Raw genomic sequence first — 16384 nt, forward strand, 5'->3', positions numbered from 1 at the left:
CTGTATGCCCCGCCCCTAGGTTTCGGCTGACCGCATCGCTAGGAAAGGAGCGAATCCATGACCGCTGTCCTTGGCAGGCTCGGCGACCGGATTCTTGACAAGCTGGTGCCCAAGGCGTCCGCGAAGGCCGCCTCCGAGTGGTACGTCCACTGCTACTGCAGGGAGCGCTCCGACTACCGCAAGCTCTGCACCAACATCGGCGGCCAGACCTACTGCGGGGCCTGCTACGTGTACAGAACCTGTGGTGGCTAGGTAGGACACGCGGGTCTGGCGGCGGTGTCCGCCGCCAGACCAGGCGACGAGGTGACGACGTGCTGTATCTCATGATCGCCTGTCGGGCCCTGCTGGCCGCCGTCTTCACGATCGCACTCGTGGGGAAGATCCGCGGCCGGGCGGCGTTCGACGAGTTCGCGGCCTCCATCGTGGCGCTCGGGATCCTTCCGCGAGGCGGGTCGGCGGTGGCCGCGCACGCGCTCGTGGCGGCCGAGGCCGTGGTGGTCCTCCTGCTGGCGCTCCCGCCGGCCGTACCGCTGGGGTTCGCGGCCGCCGTCGGGGCGCTCACCGTGCTGACCGGCGGCATCCTGGCCGCCCTGCGCCGAGGACGGCAGGCGCCGTGCCGGTGCTTCGGCGCCTCCGCCACGCCGCTCGGCCGGGTGCACGTGGTGCGCAACCTGGTCCTGGCCGCCCTCGGGGGCGTCGGGCTCACCGCCTGGATCACGGCCGGGACGTCCGCGCCGCATCCGGCCGGTGTCGTCCTCGCGCTCGTCGCGGCCGGCGTGGGCGCCCTGCTCGTGGTGCGCCTCGACGACCTGATGGAGCTGTTCACCGTCTGAAGTGAGGTTGTCCGATGCCTTTCCTGGTTGCCGCCGTCGTGCTCGTCGGCGTCCTGTGCCTGTTCAACCTGCTGCTCACCCTGGGGGTGCTGCGCCGGCTCCGCGAGCACACCGCCGAGCTGGAACGGCTGGCGGGGCGTTCGATGCTCATGGCGTACGACCCCGGCGTGCTGGTCGGCCGCACGCTGCCCGAGGTCGCCGCGGGGGCGCGACTGGTGGGCTTCTTCGACGTCGGCTGCAGCACGTGCCACGAGCGGGCGCCGCAGTTCGTCGAGGCGGCGGGCAAGCAGCCCGCCCTGGCGGTCATCAGCGGCGCCGGCGCGAAGGTCGACGACCTGCTCGCCGTACTGGGCGGCGCGGCGAGCGTGATCACGGGCGCCGACGCCGACCGCATCGGGCACGCGCTCGGCATCGAGGCGTTCCCCACGTTCCTGCGCGCCGAGGAGGGCACGGTCGTGGCCGCGCACACGGAACTCGCCGAGCTCACCGCCATGGCGCCGGCGACGTGATCGCGGAACGGCTGCGCGGCGCCGCCGCCCTGGGGGCGCTGTGCTGGCGGGCCGGACCGGTGCTGGCGGTGTCGCAGCTGGCGGCCACCATCGCGGCCGGGCTGCTGCCCACGGGCACCGTGTGGATGACCAAGGAGCTCGTCGACGGGCTGGCGGCGGGTCTCGCGGAACGGGTGGCGGGACCGGTCGCCGGCCTCGTCGCGCTCGGCCTGGCCGCGGGAGTGCTGCCGCACGTCACGGGATACCTGCGGGCCGAATCTGACCGCCGGCTCGACCTGTTGCTGCAGGACCGCCTGTACACGAGGGTGAACGGGTTCCAGGGGCTGTCGCGGTTCGAGGACCCGGCCTTCCTCGACGAGCTGCGGATGGCCACGCAGGCCACCGGTGGCGCGATGGGGCCGATCACCTCGGGCCTGTTCGACCTCGGGCGCAACGTCATCACCCTGGCCGGACTGCTGGGCGCGCTGGCCGTCCTGAGCCCTCTGATGGCGGTACTGGTCGCGGTCGCCGCGCTGCCCACCCTCGCGGCCAGGATGTCCCTGGAGAAGCGGCGGGCCGCGATGATCGCCGGACAGTCGGCGGCGGCCCGGCGGCAGATCTTCTACTCCTCGCTGATCACCGACGTGCAGGCGGCCAAGGAGGTGCGCCTGTTCGGGCTCGGCGACTTCCTCAGGCGCCGGGTGATCGGCGAGCTGACCACCATGCAGGCGGGCGAGCGGCGGCTGGACCGGCGGGAGGCGCTCACGCAGTCGTCACTGGCGGCCCTGTCCGCCCTGGTCAGCGGTACCGGACTGGTGTGGGCGGGGTACGCGGCCCTGGCCGGACGGCTGACCCTGGGCGACGTCACGGCGTTCGCCGCGGCCGTCGCCGGCACCCAGGCCGCGCTGGTCGCCACCGTGGAGAACGCGGCCAACGCCGGCCACGCGCTGCTCCTGTTCGGCCACCACGAGCGGGTGATGTCGCTGCCCGACGACCTCCCGGCGCCGCGCCTGCCCGCGGCGCTGCCGGCGCTCCGGCGCGGCATCGAGCTGCGCGACGTGTGGTTCCGCTACGACGAGAGCCACCCCTGGGTGCTGCGCGGCGTCGACCTCACGATCCCCCACGGCGCCTCGGTCGCGCTGGTGGGGCTCAACGGAGCCGGCAAGAGCACCCTCATCAAGCTGCTGTGCCGCTTCTACGACCCGGTCCGCGGGACGATCCTCTGGGACGGCGTGGACATCCGCGACGTACCGCCGGCCGAGCTGCGCGCCAGAATGGGCGTGCTCTTCCAGGACTACATGAGCTACGACCTCACCGCGGCGGAGAACATCGGCGTCGGCGAGCTCGCGGCGATGTCCGACCGGGCCAGGATCGAGGCCGCCGCCGAGGCGGCGGGAGCCGGCGAGACCGTGCGGGCCCTGCCGCAGGGGTACGACACGATGCTGAGCCGCATCTTCTTCGGACCGGAGGACGACGCCGGCGTGGTGCTGTCCGGCGGGCAGTGGCAGCGGCTCGCGCTGGCCCGTGCGCTGGTGCGCGAGCACCGCGACCTGCTCATCCTCGACGAGCCCAGCTCGGGACTCGACCCGGAGGCCGAGTACGAGGTGCACCGGCGGCTGCGCGAACATCGGGCGGGGCGCACCAGCCTGCTCGTCTCCCACCGGCTCGGCGCGGTACGGGACGCCGACCTCATCGTGGTGCTCGGCGACGGCCGGATCGCCGAGCACGGCACCCACGCCGACCTCATCGCCGCGAGCAACGGCTACGCCCGGCTGTTCGAGACCCAGGCCAGCGGCTACCGCGCCGAGGACGAGGCGGCGGCCGACCAGGCGACCTTCGCAGCCGGCTGAGCCCCCTGCCCGCGCCACTCCCGGCGACCTTCGCGACCGGCCGAGCCCCCTACCCGCCGCCGCTCCCGGCGACCTTCGCCACCCGGCCTGATCGTCGCGCGCCCTGGGAGCGGCTCTCGGGTCCCGGCACGCTTCCCAGGGTCGGGCGCGAGCGGTGGATTGTCGGAACCGGCTCCTACGATGCTGGGCACCGATCACCTGAAGGGACGTGCGATGACCGCCTCACCGCAGGACGCCTGGGACGCCGCCCTCTCCCGCGCCTTCGCGATCCTCCTCGGCCGGCCGCTGGAGACCTTCGACACGCGCGCCACGTACGCCGCGTACTACGCCTGCCACGACCTGTCGCTCGAGCTGTTCGACGAGGGCTTCGACGTCGCCCCGCTGGTCCGCGGCGAGATCGTCAGGGCGCCGTTCCCCAGCATGCCCATCCTGGGCGAGCTCTTCGACGGCTGGGACCTCATGGCCCCGCACTGGACCATCGACCTCGGCAACTCGCTCTTCTACGGCGAGGACTCAGGACACGGCGTGGACGGCCTGGAATCCGGCCTGCCGGGCGCCGAACTCGGCCGGACCCTCGTCGAACGCGGCATGAAGCCCCGCGACCTGTCGAAGGCGTTCCCGCTGGTCGCCTTCCGCGTCCACAGCGACGGCTCGCTGCTGGACGCGATGCGCGTCATCACCGGCACCATGCGCGGCCCCGACCACCTGACGTCGCTGGACCCCACGGGCGGCGTCGAAGGCCGCTGGAAGAAACGCCTGTCCACCGTCGACCACCCGGGACTGCGCGACCACCTGCTGAACCTGTGCAGGGACGAGGACACCGCCCGCGCCTACGGCGCCTTCTACCTGGAGAACGAGAACCCCGGATACGGCACTCCCCCGCACCCGGTCGTGGCGGCCTGGCAGTTCGGCGAAGCCGAAGCCTGGTCCGCCGTCATCCACCTCCCCGCCCCACAGGACCCAACCCCTTGACGACCCCAGCACCACACCCGTCCCACCTCCGGATCGCACCCGAACGGCCTGGGGCAACCATCACGCTGGAGTCCTCGCCAACGTCTCCCGAGGCGACCCGCGCCCCGGTCGCCTGCCCTGCCTCCCCTCGCCGTGTCACTCGCTCTCGCCCTCTTGATCCACCGGCAGATGACGTCCACGACGTTCGCCCGCTCTTTCGGACGTCAGCTCTCTCCCCCGGGGGATGTCGTGCCAGCGGTGCAGGCAGGTACGGCAGCAGGTGGCGGTCGCGTGCTGGGCGACGAACACCGGATGGCCCCGGCAGGGCGTCTGCTCGCCGTCCTTGTACGGCTCGGCCGGTACCAGGCGCCTGGCGATCAGGTCGCAGGACCACGGTCCCCACACGGGTCAACGAGTGAGCGGCCGCCGCACTGGACGGCCCCACCTCCCAAGGAACTCGACGGGGCGTCGTCAGCAGTACGGATCCGTGCCCCCGCAGGCCTCGATCAACCAGTACAACGAGCCGGTGCCGAACGGCCAGCCGTCCGTGGCCACGTCGATCCAGCCCCTGTCCGGCCTGTCACTGCCCGCGTCCCACCACCACCAGCTCCGGTCACCGCCATCCCCCGCGGCCGGGTCGAAGAAGTGGAGCCAGCCGGACAGAGTCCACGACTCCCCGGACACCGCGGCCCTCTCCCCCGGCATTAAGAACCGCCACCACCACGCCGGCCGTCCAGCCCCGTCCTGCACCGAATCGGCCCGTGGTTCCGGCGCGCACTTCGCGACGAACCACGACGGCAGCAGGTCTGGCCATTCGTCCGCTGTCGGCCACGGCTCAGCCCGCTCGATGACGCGCGTGAGGACCTGCCCCGCCCGGGCGACCACGTTCGCGGGGGCGTCCGCCGTGAAGAACACGCGCACGACGAACGCCGGCTCTGCCTCGGCCGGCGGCCCGGACTCGATCCGGCGTAGCTCGCCTTCCGAGATCTCCATGAGGCGGCAGTATGCAGCACGCCGCGCGTTCTCGAGCTTGTCGGCGGGGTGGGCGACACGGGGTGGCCGATGCGCCGGTCATGGCCTCGGCGACGGCGGGCTGCCGTTCCAGGCATTGAGGTGGTGGAAACGACGGTTCGTCATCGAAGCGCGCCGGGCTCGCTCTGCGCGATGCGGCGTAGCAGCGGCGTCACCCAGTGGGCGCCGTATGCGCGCCGCAGGCGGGCGAGTCGCCAGTCGCCGCCGGTGACCGTACCGCGGCACAGAGGGCTCAGGCACCGGCACGGCATGGCCCAGGTGTCCGTTCCGCTGTGGGTGGCGTAGTCGAGGGAGAGCTCCTCGCCGGGCATGACGCGCCTGCGCGCGACCACCGTGGTGGAATCGTCGTGCCAGAGGTTCGGGTCGCACGAGTGGTTGCCGTAGCGGACCGGATGGCCGGGGTCAAGGAGCAGGTGGACGCCTTCCTCGACGGTCAGGCTGCTGTAGGGCGGGGTCAGGCCGGCCAGGGTCACGTCGTCGATGACCTGTCCGCCGAGCCGCATGACGAGGTCCCCTGGGTCGATCTCCGCGGTGGCGAAGAGCCCGAGTCCCTCGACAGGCGAGGGACGGACCTCCGCGCTCGGTGTGAGCCAGCACGTGGCCGGGTAGCGGTTCGTGACCATCCGGGCGATCCTCCCTTGCGACGGTGGGACTCGGGGCCTGCGCGGGTGCCGCGGATCCGGCACCTCCACCACACCGGAGGTGTCTTCACCGATCAAGTCCCACCGTTGACGACGCCTGTGATCAATCCAGCCAGCCCGCAGCGGGAGCGTGGCGAGCAGCGGTGCTCACCCGGCGTAGGAGCCGCTGGTCAGGTCCGTGGTGACGTACGGCCGGCTCGGCCGCCATCCCAGCTCGTCCCACGCCCGCCTGCCGGAGACGGTCTGGTCCAGGGCCAGCGCCTGGGCGAACGGCGCGCCCAGCGTCTCGGCGGCCTGCTCGACCGGCCACGGCTCGGCCCTGCCGGTTCCGCCCGCGGCCAGGTCGGCGGCGGCGGCCAGGGCGGCGGCCGGCACCGCCTCCAGCGCGATGCCGTGCAGCACGCTGCCCGCGGAGCCCTTCTCCAGCACCAGCCCGTACAGCGCGGCCAGGTCGTCCACGTGCACCATCGGCCAGCGCGTCCCCGCCGAGCCCACATACCGCCCGTGGCCGTGCTCCCTGGCCCAGGCCACCATCAGCGCGGGAATGCCGCCGCCGTTGCCGTAGGCGATGCCGGGCCGGATCACCGCGGAGCGCACGTCATCCGCCGCCGCGGCCAGCACCCGCTGCTCGATGCGCGGACGGTAGCCCACGATGTCGATCGCGTTCGTCGCCGAGCCCTCGTCCGCGACCCGGTCGCCGGTCTCGCCCAGCACCCACACGCCGCTGGTGTAGACGAACGCCCGTCCGGTGCCCCGCAGCCGATCCAGCAGGGCGTCGACGGCGGCGGCGTCCACCGCCTCCTCGCCGGTCGGTGTCGCGATGTTCAGCACCGCGTCGATGTCCTCCGTCACCGCGGCCCGCAGCGAGCCGGGGTCGGACAGATCACCCACGCGCGTCCCTGCCTGGGCCGCCGCGGGGTCGTCGGCCTGCACGAACGGCACCACCTCGTGGCCGTCCTGCCGCAGCCGCCGCACCGCGGCCTTGCCGATGTAACCCGTCGCACCCAGCACCAGAACCTTCACGGGTCCTCCCCTTCGCGTCGTTGATCGAACGGAGGCGACGCTACGGGCGCGAGGGGATGGCCCGGATCTGCCGAATGACCGGGTTCTATGCCAGGTCGAGCCGCGCCAGCGCGGCCCGGCCGGTCACGCCGAGCTTGGGATAGGCGTTGGACAGGTGGTAGCCGACGGTCCGCGGGCTGAGGAACAGCTGGGCGCCGATGTCGCGGTTCGTCATCCCGGTCGCGGCCAGCCGTACCACCTGCAGCTCCTGCGCGGTCAGCCGGGCGGCGGGATCCACGCTGCCCGGCGCCCGCACCGTGGTGGTGCCGGCGGCCCGCAGCTCGCTCCTGGCCCGGTCGGCCCACGGCGTGGCGCGCATCCGCTCGAACGACTCCAGCGCCGATGCCAGCGCCTCGCGGGCGGTCGCGCGGCGCTTGGCGCGCCGCAGCCACTCGCCGTGGAGGAGCCGTGTGCGCGTCTGCTCGAACGGGCGGCCGTCCCCCTCGTGGACGGCCAGCGCGGCCTCGAAGAGCGGCCCGGCCGCCTCGCCCGGTTCGAGCAGGGCACGGCAGCGCAGCGCCACGGCCCGCGCCCAGGGCGTCCTGATGTTCGCCGCCCACTGCCGGAACCGGTCGCAGGCTTGGCGCGCCTCGGCGGCCCTGCCCAGCCGGGCGGCCGCCTCCACCTGCTCCGGCAGGCTGTGGAGGGCGATCACGGTGTGCCGGTCGGCGCCGGTGACGACACCGGCGAGCCGGGGCAGCGCGGTCTCGTACCGGCCGAGACCGAGATCGAGCAGGCCCAGGGCATACGCGTGCCAGGTGGGGTTCGGCGGGATGCCGTGTGACAGGTCGTCGCCGACGGGCCGGCGACAGCCGTCCTGGTCGCCCGCGAGCGCGGACAGGACGGCGAGCACCGCGCTGAGCATCGCGACGTAGTGGTGCTGCCCGGTGTCGCGGGCGATCTCCAGCCCCTCCGTGGCAGTCGCGTAGGCGTCGCGGTGCCTGCCCAGGAACAGCCGGCAGCGCGCCAGCCGCAGCAGCACCCTGGGCAGCACGCCGAGCGCGCCCTGTTCGCGGCATTCCTGGTCCAGCGCGACGGCCTGCTCGTGGACGCCTGCGTAGTCGCCGAGCAGCATCTCCCACCCCTGCAGCCGGGAGTGGTCGGACAGGCTGCGGTCCTGGCGGGTGGCCGCGACGTGGCCGGTGAACTCCCGTAGCGCGGCGACGCCACCGGCGAGATCCCCCGTGGCGAGCCCGAGCAGCCCGGCCGCGCCCCTGCGCAGGGCGCCGTCCCCCACGTCCGGGTCGGACAGCCTGAGGGCGGTGCCCGCGGCGGCCGTGGCCGGGTCGGGCAGCGTGGCGGCGGTGCCTGCGGCGGGGTCGGGCAGTCTCGCGGCGGTGTCCGTGGCGGCCGTGGCCGGGTCGGGTGTGTCCCAGGCCGCGGCCATCGCCTCGAAGGCCATCATCCGGCCCGCCGTGGAGTCGAGCGTCATGACCTCCCGTGCCGCGTCGATGAGCAGCAGGCGGGCCACCTCGGGCCGGCCCTTGGCGTGTTCCCTGCCGGCCCGGATCGCGGCCAGGCGGGCCAGCTGAGACGGGTCACGCACGTGTGCCGCCGCGGCGTCAGCCAGCGCGGCGGCGTGCTCGATCTGGCCGGCGTCGTGGGCGGCCAGCGCCGCGGCGGCCAGGCGACCGGCGCGGATGTCCAGGTCCTCCGTCAGCTGAGCGGCGCGACGGTAGGCGGCGGCGACCGCGGCCAGGCCGCCACGCGACCTGAACAGCTCCGCGTTGCGTGCCAGCTCGGCCGCGACCTCCTCGTCGTAGCCGGCGGTCGCGGCGGCCAGATGCCAGGCCCGGCGGCCCGCGTCCCGACCGGCGCCCATCGCCTCGGCCAGCGCCCGGTGGGCGGCCATGCGCTGTGCCAGCGGGGCACCCTGGTAGGCGGCGGCCCGTACCAGAGGGTGGCGGAACGCCACGCGTCCGTCCGCCGGCCGGATCAGCGCGGCCTCGGCCGCGAGCTCGAGATCCGTGGCCGAGGCGCCCATCAGCTGCCCGGCGCGCAGGACCATCGCCAGGTCGCCGGTGTCGTCCGCCGCCGTGATCGTCAGCAGGGTGCGCGCCGGGGCGGGCAGTGCGGCGATCCGCTCGTCGAAGATCCGCCGGACCCGCCAGGAGACCGGCAGGACGGCGATCTCCTGCTCGTCGACCGGTTCGCGCCCGTCACGCTGGGCGGGGGTGAGCGCGTCCGCCAGCTCCACCAGGGCGAGCGGATTGCCCCGCGCCTGCGCCAGCATCCGGCGGCGTACGGCGGCGTCCAGGTCAGGGGCGTGGTCGGCGAGCAGCGCGACCGCCGCCTCGTCGGTCAGCGGATCCAGCCGCAGCACCGGCAGGCCCGGCCCGTCGAAGACCATGGAGCCGTCACGGGCGGCGAAGATCATGGTCACCGGCTCCGCGCCCAGCCGGCGCGCCGCGAACACCAGCGCCTGCGCCGATTCGAGGTCGAGCCAGTGCGCGTCGTCGACCAGCACCAGCACCGGCAGGTCCGCGGCCAGCTCGCTGAGCAGCGTGAGCGTGGCGGCGCCGACCAGGAAGCGGTCGGCGCCCGAGCCCCCCGGCAGATCGATCGCCGCGCGCAGCGCCAGGGCCTGCCGTTCCGGCAGCCGGTCGACCAGCCCCGGCACCTCCCGCAACAGCACCTGGAGACCGGCGTAGGGCAACTCGGCCTCCGACTCGACGCCCGTCGCGCGCAGCAGCCGGACCTCCCCCGCGGCGGCGGGAACCGACTCCAGCAGGGCGGTCTTGCCCGTGCCCAGGTCCCCGCGGATCACCACGGCGCCGCCGTGACCGGCCCGCGCCCGCGAAAGAACCTCTCCCAGGACGGCCAGCTCGGCGGATCTCCCCCTCAACACGGTCGCCCACCCTACCCAGCGGGTGTCCGGCAGGAACTCGTGCCCGCCGTGCCGGCGGCCCCGTTTCACAGGGTTTCACGAGTTTCACGAGGGTTCACGAGGGTTCACGAGGGTGAAGGCGTGCCGCTCCGCTGACGGGCCTGCTCAGGCGTGAGCTCCGACTGCAGGAACTCCGACTCCGCGTCGACGAGGACGAGACCCGACACCTCGTGCGGGTACTCGCCGGCGTAGATCCTGACGATCGGACCGCCCGCCGACCAGCCGACAAGCACGTAGGGACCGGGCACTCGCGCCGCCTCCAGCAGTGCGTGCAGGTCGGCGACATCGCCCTTCGAGGTGGTGGGCTGCGGCACCGGCCCAGGCCGAGTGATCCTCTTCGCGGACCGGCGCGGCGACGACTCGATCCCTTCTTCCTCATCGGCCCTCCTGCCGGGAGCGGTCACGCGGACCGCGCCTTCATTCGGCCCGAGCGGCGATCCGCAGTTGCTTCTCGGCGTCCACCATCGAGGGCACGGTGCCCCACCACGGCAGGTCACGGAGGACGCCCAGCAGGCGCAGCCGTTCAGCGCGGGCCTCAAGGAGGTCGGCCATCGCCAGCGGCTCGAACGTGGCCCTGCCTTCGGCCACGTCGACGGACGACGGCATCGCGGCGGTGAGTTCCCTGACCCGGTCGTCGGCGGCGTCGTACGCCCTCCGGGCTTCGATCACGTCTTCGGGCAGCTCGAGGTCGGCCATCATTCCCCCAGGTCACAGCGCGGATTATGCGCCAGATCCTAGGACCGCGACAAGCTGGGACAACATCCGTCCCAACACCTCAAAAGGTAAAGTTTGGCTCCCGTACGGCGTGCGGCATCAGAAGCCCCAGCCGCACAGGGGCAGCGTCCGTCCCACAGGTGTCACGCTCAGGGCCTCGATCGGCGCCGCGGGGGCGGGGTTCCCGAGGGAGCGGCCCGCGCGGGCGTCCGGCGCCGGGTCCGTCAGGCATCGCGAAAGCCGCCGTCAAGTCACATAAGCCCAGGTGAAACCGGGTTCCCGTACACATGAGACTTACCAGCGAACCAGGCACGAAAGGTATGTCTCATGGAGTGCACGTTCCGGCTTCGCCTCCGCGACCGCGACAGCCGCTGCGGCTTTCACCGCGCCCGCCGCCACGGCCGGGTGGGGCCGTCCGGGTGGGTCGCGCGCGCCACGTCCGGCGGCTTCGGCTGCCCGACGTAGCGCCCGACGCCGCCCCGGAAGCGGAGCCACGCGCGGCCGTTCCGAGGGACACGACGCGTCGTAGGCGGGCCGTACAGCGGGCGGCAGGTGGCCATCCGGGCCGCTTCAGTGCCGATCCGCCCTTGCGTCGGGCCGGCGTGTCGCCGTGAACACCTTGAGCAGCAGCCCGTGCAACTGGGCTCGTTCGTCCGTCGTCAAGGGGGCCAGCACGTCGTCCTGGATGGTGCGGGCCTCGTGGACGAGCTCCTCCAGGGCGCGGCGTCCCGCATCGGTCAGGCCGACCGAGACCCGCCGCCGGTCGGTGACGTCGCGTGCGCGTGTCAGGTAGTCGAGGGCGGCCAGCTGCTCGACGACCTTGGCCATGTCGCTCGGGTCGACGGAAAGGCGTGCGCACAGGCCGCGTTGCGTGTGGGGGCCGAAGTCGGCGAGCGCGGCCAGTACGGCCATGTGCCAGAGGCGAAGGCCGCGGGAAGCGAGCCGGTCGGCTACGCGGCCCCGCGCCGCCTTGCCGGTCAGCGACAGCAGGTAGGTGCTGAGGCCGAGCAGCGTGGGCGGGAGCGCGTCCGGCGTTTCTGTTCCCATGGCGACATTGTAGGTGTCGACCTATAGTGGGTGAAGACCCACTATTTGGAAGGTAGGCCGCCCATGGACGCGCTGCATCCCCGTCTCCTGGTCGACGACTTCGCCACCGCTTTCAGGTTCTATGACGCCGTGCTGCCGGAGCTCGTCGGCGCGCGGCGCGTCAGGGGCACCGCGGCGGGGCCGTATGCGAACTGGGACGTCGGTGAGGAGGGCGTCCTCGTGTTGTTCGACCGGGCATCCCTGGCCGAGGTGGCGGGCACCGCCCACCTCCCCTCCAAGAGCGCGCCGGCGCAGGACGCGGTGATGTTCGTGTGCCGGGTCGACGACGTGGACGAAGGGCTGGCCCTGTGCCTGACGCACGGCGCCGCACAGGTCGTACCACCCACGGACCGGCCCGCCTGGGGACCGAATCTCCGGACCGCTCACCTACGCGACCCGGCCGGCACCCTGATCGAACTCCAGTCGTACTGAGGACGTTTCTCGTGCCGCCCGGCGGCTCCGTCCCGGCGACGCGACCGTGAAGCTGGGAGTCCGAAGTCCATGGCCGACCGCGCCATGCCTGGACGCGGAAACACGAACGCCCCGAAGCGATTCGCTTCGGGGCGTTCGCGCGGCTCGGGAATGCTGGCGTCAGATGCCGACGTAGGCCGCGAGGTGCTCGCCGGTGACGGTGGAGCGGGCGGCGACGAGGTCGGCGGGCGTGCCCTCGAAGACGATCCGGCCGCCGTCGTGGCCGGCGCCGGGGCCGAGGTCGATGATCCAGTCGGCGTGCGCCATGACCGCCTGGTGGTGCTCGACGACGATGACCGACTTGCCGGAGTCGACGAGCCGGTCGAGCAGGCCGAGCAGCTGCTCGACGTCGGCGAGGTGGAGGCCGGCGGTCGGCTCGTCGAGGACGTAGACGCCGCCCTTCTCGGCCATGTGGGTGGCCAGCTTGAGCCGCTGCCGCTCGCCGCCGGACAGCGTCGTGAGCGGCTGGCCCAGGCTGAGATAGCCGAGCCCGACGTCGGCGAGCCGGCCGAGGATGGCGTGCGCGGCCGGCGTGCGCGCCTCGCCGGCGCCGAAGAACTCCTCGGCCTCGGTCACCGACATCGCGAGCACCTCGCTGATGTCGCGGCCACCGAGGTGGTGGTCCAGCACCGATGCCTGGAACCGCTTCCCCTCGCACTCCTCGCAGGTGGTGGCCACGCCGGCCATCATCGCCAGGTCGGTGTAGATGACGCCGGCGCCGTTGCAGTCGGGGCAGGCGCCCTCGGAATTGGCGCTGAACAGCGCCGGCTTCACACCGTTGGCCTTCGCGAACGCCTTGCGGATCGGGTCGAGCAGCCCGGTGTACGTCGCCGGGTTGCTCCGCCGCGAGCCGCGGATCGCGCCCTGGTCGACCGACACCACACCCGCGCCGGCGGGGATCGACCCGTGCACGAGCGAGCTCTTGCCGGAGCCGGCGACGCCGGTGACGACGACGAGCACCCCGAGCGGGATGTCGACGTCGACGTCGCGCAGGTTGTGCGCCGTCGCGCCGCGGATCTCCAGCGTTCCGGTGGGCTTGCGCACCGTCTCCTTGAGGGCGGCCCGGTCGTCGAGATGGCGGCCGGTGATGGTGCCGCTGGCCCGCAGCCCCTCGACGGTGCCCTCGAAGCAGACGGCGCCGCCCGCCGTACCGGCGCCGGGGCCGAGATCGACGACGTGGTCGGCGATCGCGATCGTCTCCGGCTTGTGCTCCACGACGAGCACCGTGTTGCCCTTGTCCCGCAGCCGTCGCAGCAGGTCGTTCATCCGCTGGATGTCATGGGGGTGCAGGCCCGTGGTGGGCTCGTCGAAGACGTAGGTGGTGTCGGTGAGCGAGGAGCCGAGGTGGCGGATCATCTTGACGCGCTGCGCCTCGCCGCCCGACAGGGTGCCCGACGGCCGGTCGAGCGAGAGGTAGCCCAGCCCGATCTCCACGAACGAGTCGAGGGTCTGCTGCAACGTGGCGAGCAGCGGCGCCACCGACGGCTCGTCGAGGCCGCGGACCCATGCGGCCAGGTCGCTGATCTGCATCGCGCAGGCGTCGGCGATGCTGATCCCCTGGATCTTCGACGACCGGGCCGCCTCACTGAGCCTGGTGCCGCCGCAGTCGGGACAGGCGGTGAAGGTGACCGCCCGGTCCACGAACGCCCGGATGTGCGGCTGCAGCGCCGTCCTGTCCTTGGACAGGAACGACTTCTGGACCTTGGGGATCAGCCCCTCGTAGGTGAGGTTGACGCCCTCGACCTTCACCTTGGTCGGCTCCCGGTAGAGGAAGTCCCGCATTTCCTTCTCGGTGAACTCGCGGATCGGCTTGTTCGGGTCGAGGAAGCCCGACTCGGCGTAGACGCGCACCGTCCAGAAGCTGTCCGACTTCCAGCCGGGGATGGTGAACGCGCCCTCCGCGATCGACTTGGAGTCGTCGTAGAGCTGGGTCAGGTCGATGTCGGAGACCGTGCCCCGGCCCTCGCAGCGCGGGCACATGCCGCCGGTGCGGGTGAAGGTCTGTTTCACGGTCTTGCTGGCACCCCGTTCGACCGTGACCGCACCGCTCGCCCGGACCGACGGCACGTTGAAGGCGAACGCGTTGGGCGAGCCGATGTGCGGCTGCCCGAGCCGGCTGAAGAGGATGCGCAACATCGCGTTGGCGTCGGTGGCGGTGCCGACCGTGGAGCGGACGTCGCCACCCATCCGCTGCTGGTCGACGACGATCGCGGTCGTCAGCCCGTCGAGCACGTCGACCTCGGGCCGCGCCAGCGTCGGCATGAAGCCCTGCACGAAGGCGCTGTAGGTCTCGTTGATCAGCCGCTGCGACTCCGCCGCGATCGTGTTGAACACCAGCGAGCTCTTGCCCGAGCCGGAGACGCCGGTGAACACCGTCAACCTGCGCTTCGGGAGCTCGATGCTGACGTCCTTGAGGTTGTTCTCGCGCGCGCCGTGCACGCGGATCACATCGTGGCTGTCGGCAACGTGCGGCGCAGGCGACTGCGTGTCCGTCCTCGTGGCCATGCTCATGGTGTCTCCATCTGTTGGGCGGGGCCGCCTTCGCGGTCGCCGGGGTCACGCTCGGCGCAAGATACCAAGCCAGACACGCTGCTTCCGCATGAGCCGGTGGGCCCCGGCCACGCGGCGTGCCCGCCGACGCGTCAGCCTGCCGTTCAATCCTGGGGTTGCGACGCGGGCAGATGCGGAACCACCGGTACGGCGTGGCCGGCGACGCAGGCGGGCCGGCGCACGCAAGACAGGCCCGAGCACGCGGGGCGGGCCGGAGCACGCTAGGCGGCCGGTGACGGTGACCACCGGACGGCCGCCACTGACGCGCGCGCCCCTTCACGGTGCCGCCTGTCGCAGCTCATGGCCGCGATCGCCGGACGGCTCAGCGCAGCTGCTGGATGCGGATCAGGTTGCCCGCGGGATCGCGGACGGCGCAGTCGCGCACCCCGTACGGCTGCTCGGTCGGCTCCTGGACGATCTCGGCGTCGCCGGCCTGCAGCCGCTCGAAGGTGCCGTCGAGGTCGGGGGTGGCCAGGACGACGCCGGCGTAGGTGCCCTTGGCCATCATCTCGACGATGGTGCGGCGCTCGTCGTCGGTGACGCCGGGGTCGACGGCCGGCGGCTGCAGGACGATGGACGTGCCCGGCTGGTCGGCGGGGCCGACCGTGATCCAGCGCATCCCGCCGTATCCGACGTCGTTGCGGACCTCGAAGCCGAGGGCGTCGCGATAGAAGGCCAGCGATGCGTCCGGGTCGTCATGCGGTAGGAAGCTCGCGTGAATGGTGATGCCCATGACGGTCAGGTTAGGTGCGACTCCGTGACCCGCGCTTCTCGATTCCTGACCGGTCTGGTCACCTGCTTCGCCACGCACGACGGCATCCCGGCCGTCGCGCGCGCCGCGTGGCGCCGGTAGGCGCTGGGCGGCATGCCGACCAGCTCGGTGAAGCGGCTGCTGAAGGAGCCCAGCGACGAGCAACCGACCGCGAAGCAGACCTCGGTGACGCTGAGGTCGCCACGGCGCAGCAGCGCCATCGCGCGCTCGATGCGCCGCGTCATCAGATAGCCGTACGGCGACTCGCCGTAGGCGAGCCGGAACTGGCGGCTGAGGTGCCCGGCCGACATGTTGACGCCACGGGCGAGCGCCTCCACGTCCAGCGGCTGCGCGTACTCCCTGTCGATCCGGTCGCGGACGCGGCGCAGTCGCGCGAGGTCGCGCAGGTGCTGCGCCGCGGCGGGTCTGCTGCTCACCTGCGAAATCGTGTCACGTCACACCGGAGTTGCCCAGCGCCGCCGGCGCCGAGCAGGACGAGGGCGCTCCCAGGCGGTCTTCCCCGATGAACGATCAGGCCGGCTCACATCTCCGGCGGAAACCAGGCCTGGAGGTTCTGAGGGTTGATCGGCACCGAGATGTGTTCGTGCGTGATCAACCACTGGCCCCGTGACCGCCGCAAACAAACGGTCGATCGTACCCATATCGCGCTCTGGAGCCCGTTCTTGCGTGTTCCGCTGTCCAGGTGAAGCATGTGCGCGAACGCCACATCCCCACTCGCCGCAACGGTGAGCTCGTGCGTTTCCAAGCCGATGGGGCCGTCGTATTCGTCGAACCACCGCACGAAGTTGCCGCGGACTTCATCGGATCCGGCGAACTGGAGCGGGGGAACGACGTCGTAATACACGATGTCAGGAGAATAATGTGACATGAGGCGATCAATGTCTTTTGTCCGGCAGGCCTCGACCCGGCTGTCCAAGAACTCTCTGACCTCGGAATCGTTCGACGCCATCGCATCCTCCATTCACGAATCTGACCGCGACCAGCTCATCCGGCGCGGTCCCTGTGGTCTCAGTGGTCCGACGACGCAGCCCTCGGGAATGTGAGGTG

Annotated in this window: 18 protein-coding genes; 6 read left to right on the forward strand and 12 right to left on the reverse strand. The window is 72.3% G+C overall.

Going from position 1 to position 16384, the window contains the following annotated elements:
- The first annotated feature begins 57 nt into the window (after nt 1–57).
- The 5 genes from ACWDLG_RS19090 to ACWDLG_RS19110 all read left to right on the forward strand — a co-directional run bounded on the left by ACWDLG_RS19090 (nt 58) and on the right by ACWDLG_RS19110 (nt 4143).
- On the forward strand, nt 58–252 hold the full coding sequence (locus ACWDLG_RS19090) for a hypothetical protein (protein WP_449921573.1): 195 nt from the start codon (nt 58–60) through the stop codon (nt 250–252).
- A gap of 59 nt (nt 253–311) precedes the next feature.
- Nucleotides 312–833, forward strand: coding sequence for a MauE/DoxX family redox-associated membrane protein (locus ACWDLG_RS19095; protein ID WP_354919874.1), 522 nt, complete (start codon nt 312–314; stop codon nt 831–833).
- A 14-nt stretch (nt 834–847) separates the two neighbouring features.
- Complete coding sequence (locus tag ACWDLG_RS19100; protein ID WP_449921577.1) at nt 848–1342, forward strand: hypothetical protein; 495 nt, start codon at nt 848–850, stop codon at nt 1340–1342.
- Nucleotides 1339–3171: an ABC transporter ATP-binding protein gene (locus ACWDLG_RS19105; protein ID WP_449921578.1), complete on the forward strand. Its 1833-nt coding sequence runs from the start codon at nt 1339–1341 to the stop codon at nt 3169–3171. The genes ACWDLG_RS19100 and ACWDLG_RS19105 overlap by 4 nt, the downstream gene beginning before the upstream one ends.
- Nucleotides 3172–3384: 213 nt before the next feature.
- Nucleotides 3385–4143 carry a hypothetical protein gene (locus tag ACWDLG_RS19110; RefSeq protein ID WP_449921581.1) on the forward strand — a complete coding sequence of 253 codons (759 nt, stop codon included), beginning with the start codon at nt 3385–3387 and terminating at the stop codon, nt 4141–4143.
- A 135-nt stretch (nt 4144–4278) separates the two neighbouring features.
- On the opposite strand, the gene ACWDLG_RS19115 is transcribed toward ACWDLG_RS19110, so the two are convergent.
- The 8 genes from ACWDLG_RS19115 to ACWDLG_RS19150 form a co-directional block, all read right to left on the reverse strand.
- Nucleotides 4279–4527, reverse strand: a complete 249-nt coding sequence (locus ACWDLG_RS19115) for a DUF4186 family protein (protein WP_449921584.1) — start codon at nt 4525–4527, stop codon at nt 4279–4281.
- Between the two features lie 66 nt (nt 4528–4593).
- Nucleotides 4594–5115, reverse strand: coding sequence for a hypothetical protein (locus ACWDLG_RS19120; protein WP_449921587.1), 522 nt, complete (start codon nt 5113–5115; stop codon nt 4594–4596).
- A gap of 140 nt (nt 5116–5255) precedes the next feature.
- Nucleotides 5256–5777, reverse strand: coding sequence for an SET domain-containing protein (locus tag ACWDLG_RS19125; RefSeq protein WP_449921590.1), 522 nt, complete (start codon nt 5775–5777; stop codon nt 5256–5258).
- A gap of 165 nt (nt 5778–5942) precedes the next feature.
- A complete protein-coding gene (locus ACWDLG_RS19130; protein ID WP_449921593.1) occupies nt 5943–6818 on the reverse strand; it encodes an NAD-dependent epimerase/dehydratase family protein in 876 nt (291 codons plus the stop codon).
- An 85-nt stretch (nt 6819–6903) separates the two neighbouring features.
- A complete protein-coding gene (locus ACWDLG_RS19135; protein ID WP_449921595.1) occupies nt 6904–9705 on the reverse strand; it encodes a LuxR C-terminal-related transcriptional regulator in 2802 nt (933 codons plus the stop codon).
- 104 nt (nt 9706–9809) lie between these two features.
- Nucleotides 9810–10058 carry an alpha/beta fold hydrolase gene (locus tag ACWDLG_RS19140; RefSeq protein WP_449921597.1) on the reverse strand — a complete coding sequence of 83 codons (249 nt, stop codon included), beginning with the start codon at nt 10056–10058 and terminating at the stop codon, nt 9810–9812.
- Nucleotides 10059–10161: 103 nt separating this feature from the next.
- Nucleotides 10162–10443 (reverse strand): hypothetical protein, encoded by a 282-nt coding sequence (locus ACWDLG_RS19145; protein ID WP_354919847.1) that lies wholly within the window; start codon nt 10441–10443, stop codon nt 10162–10164.
- Nucleotides 10444–11028: 585 nt separating this feature from the next.
- A complete protein-coding gene (locus tag ACWDLG_RS19150; protein ID WP_449921600.1) occupies nt 11029–11505 on the reverse strand; it encodes a MarR family winged helix-turn-helix transcriptional regulator in 477 nt (158 codons plus the stop codon).
- Nucleotides 11506–11568: 63 nt separating this feature from the next.
- On the opposite strand from ACWDLG_RS19150, the gene ACWDLG_RS19155 reads away from it, so the two are divergent.
- Nucleotides 11569–11976 carry a VOC family protein gene (locus ACWDLG_RS19155; protein WP_449921602.1) on the forward strand — a complete coding sequence of 136 codons (408 nt, stop codon included), beginning with the start codon at nt 11569–11571 and terminating at the stop codon, nt 11974–11976.
- A 159-nt stretch (nt 11977–12135) separates the two neighbouring features.
- Here the strand turns inward: ACWDLG_RS19155 and ACWDLG_RS19160 are convergent, their stop codons facing one another.
- From ACWDLG_RS19160 to ACWDLG_RS19175, 4 genes are all read right to left on the reverse strand, one after another.
- A complete protein-coding gene (locus ACWDLG_RS19160; RefSeq protein ID WP_449921604.1) occupies nt 12136–14526 on the reverse strand; it encodes an ATP-binding cassette domain-containing protein in 2391 nt (796 codons plus the stop codon).
- Nucleotides 14527–14887: 361 nt separating this feature from the next.
- Nucleotides 14888–15298, reverse strand: coding sequence for a VOC family protein (locus ACWDLG_RS19165; protein WP_449921605.1), 411 nt, complete (start codon nt 15296–15298; stop codon nt 14888–14890).
- Nucleotides 15299–15303: 5 nt separating this feature from the next.
- On the reverse strand, nt 15304–15762 hold the full coding sequence (locus ACWDLG_RS19170; protein WP_449922143.1) for a helix-turn-helix transcriptional regulator: 459 nt from the start codon (nt 15760–15762) through the stop codon (nt 15304–15306).
- A gap of 95 nt (nt 15763–15857) precedes the next feature.
- The gene (locus tag ACWDLG_RS19175; RefSeq protein ID WP_449921608.1) at nt 15858–16298 is read right to left on the reverse strand and encodes a YybH family protein; all 441 of its coding nucleotides are present in this window, start codon (nt 16296–16298) and stop codon (nt 15858–15860) included.
- Nucleotides 16299–16384 lie beyond the last annotated feature (86 nt).

This window comes from Nonomuraea sp. NPDC003727 (assembly GCF_053586935.1).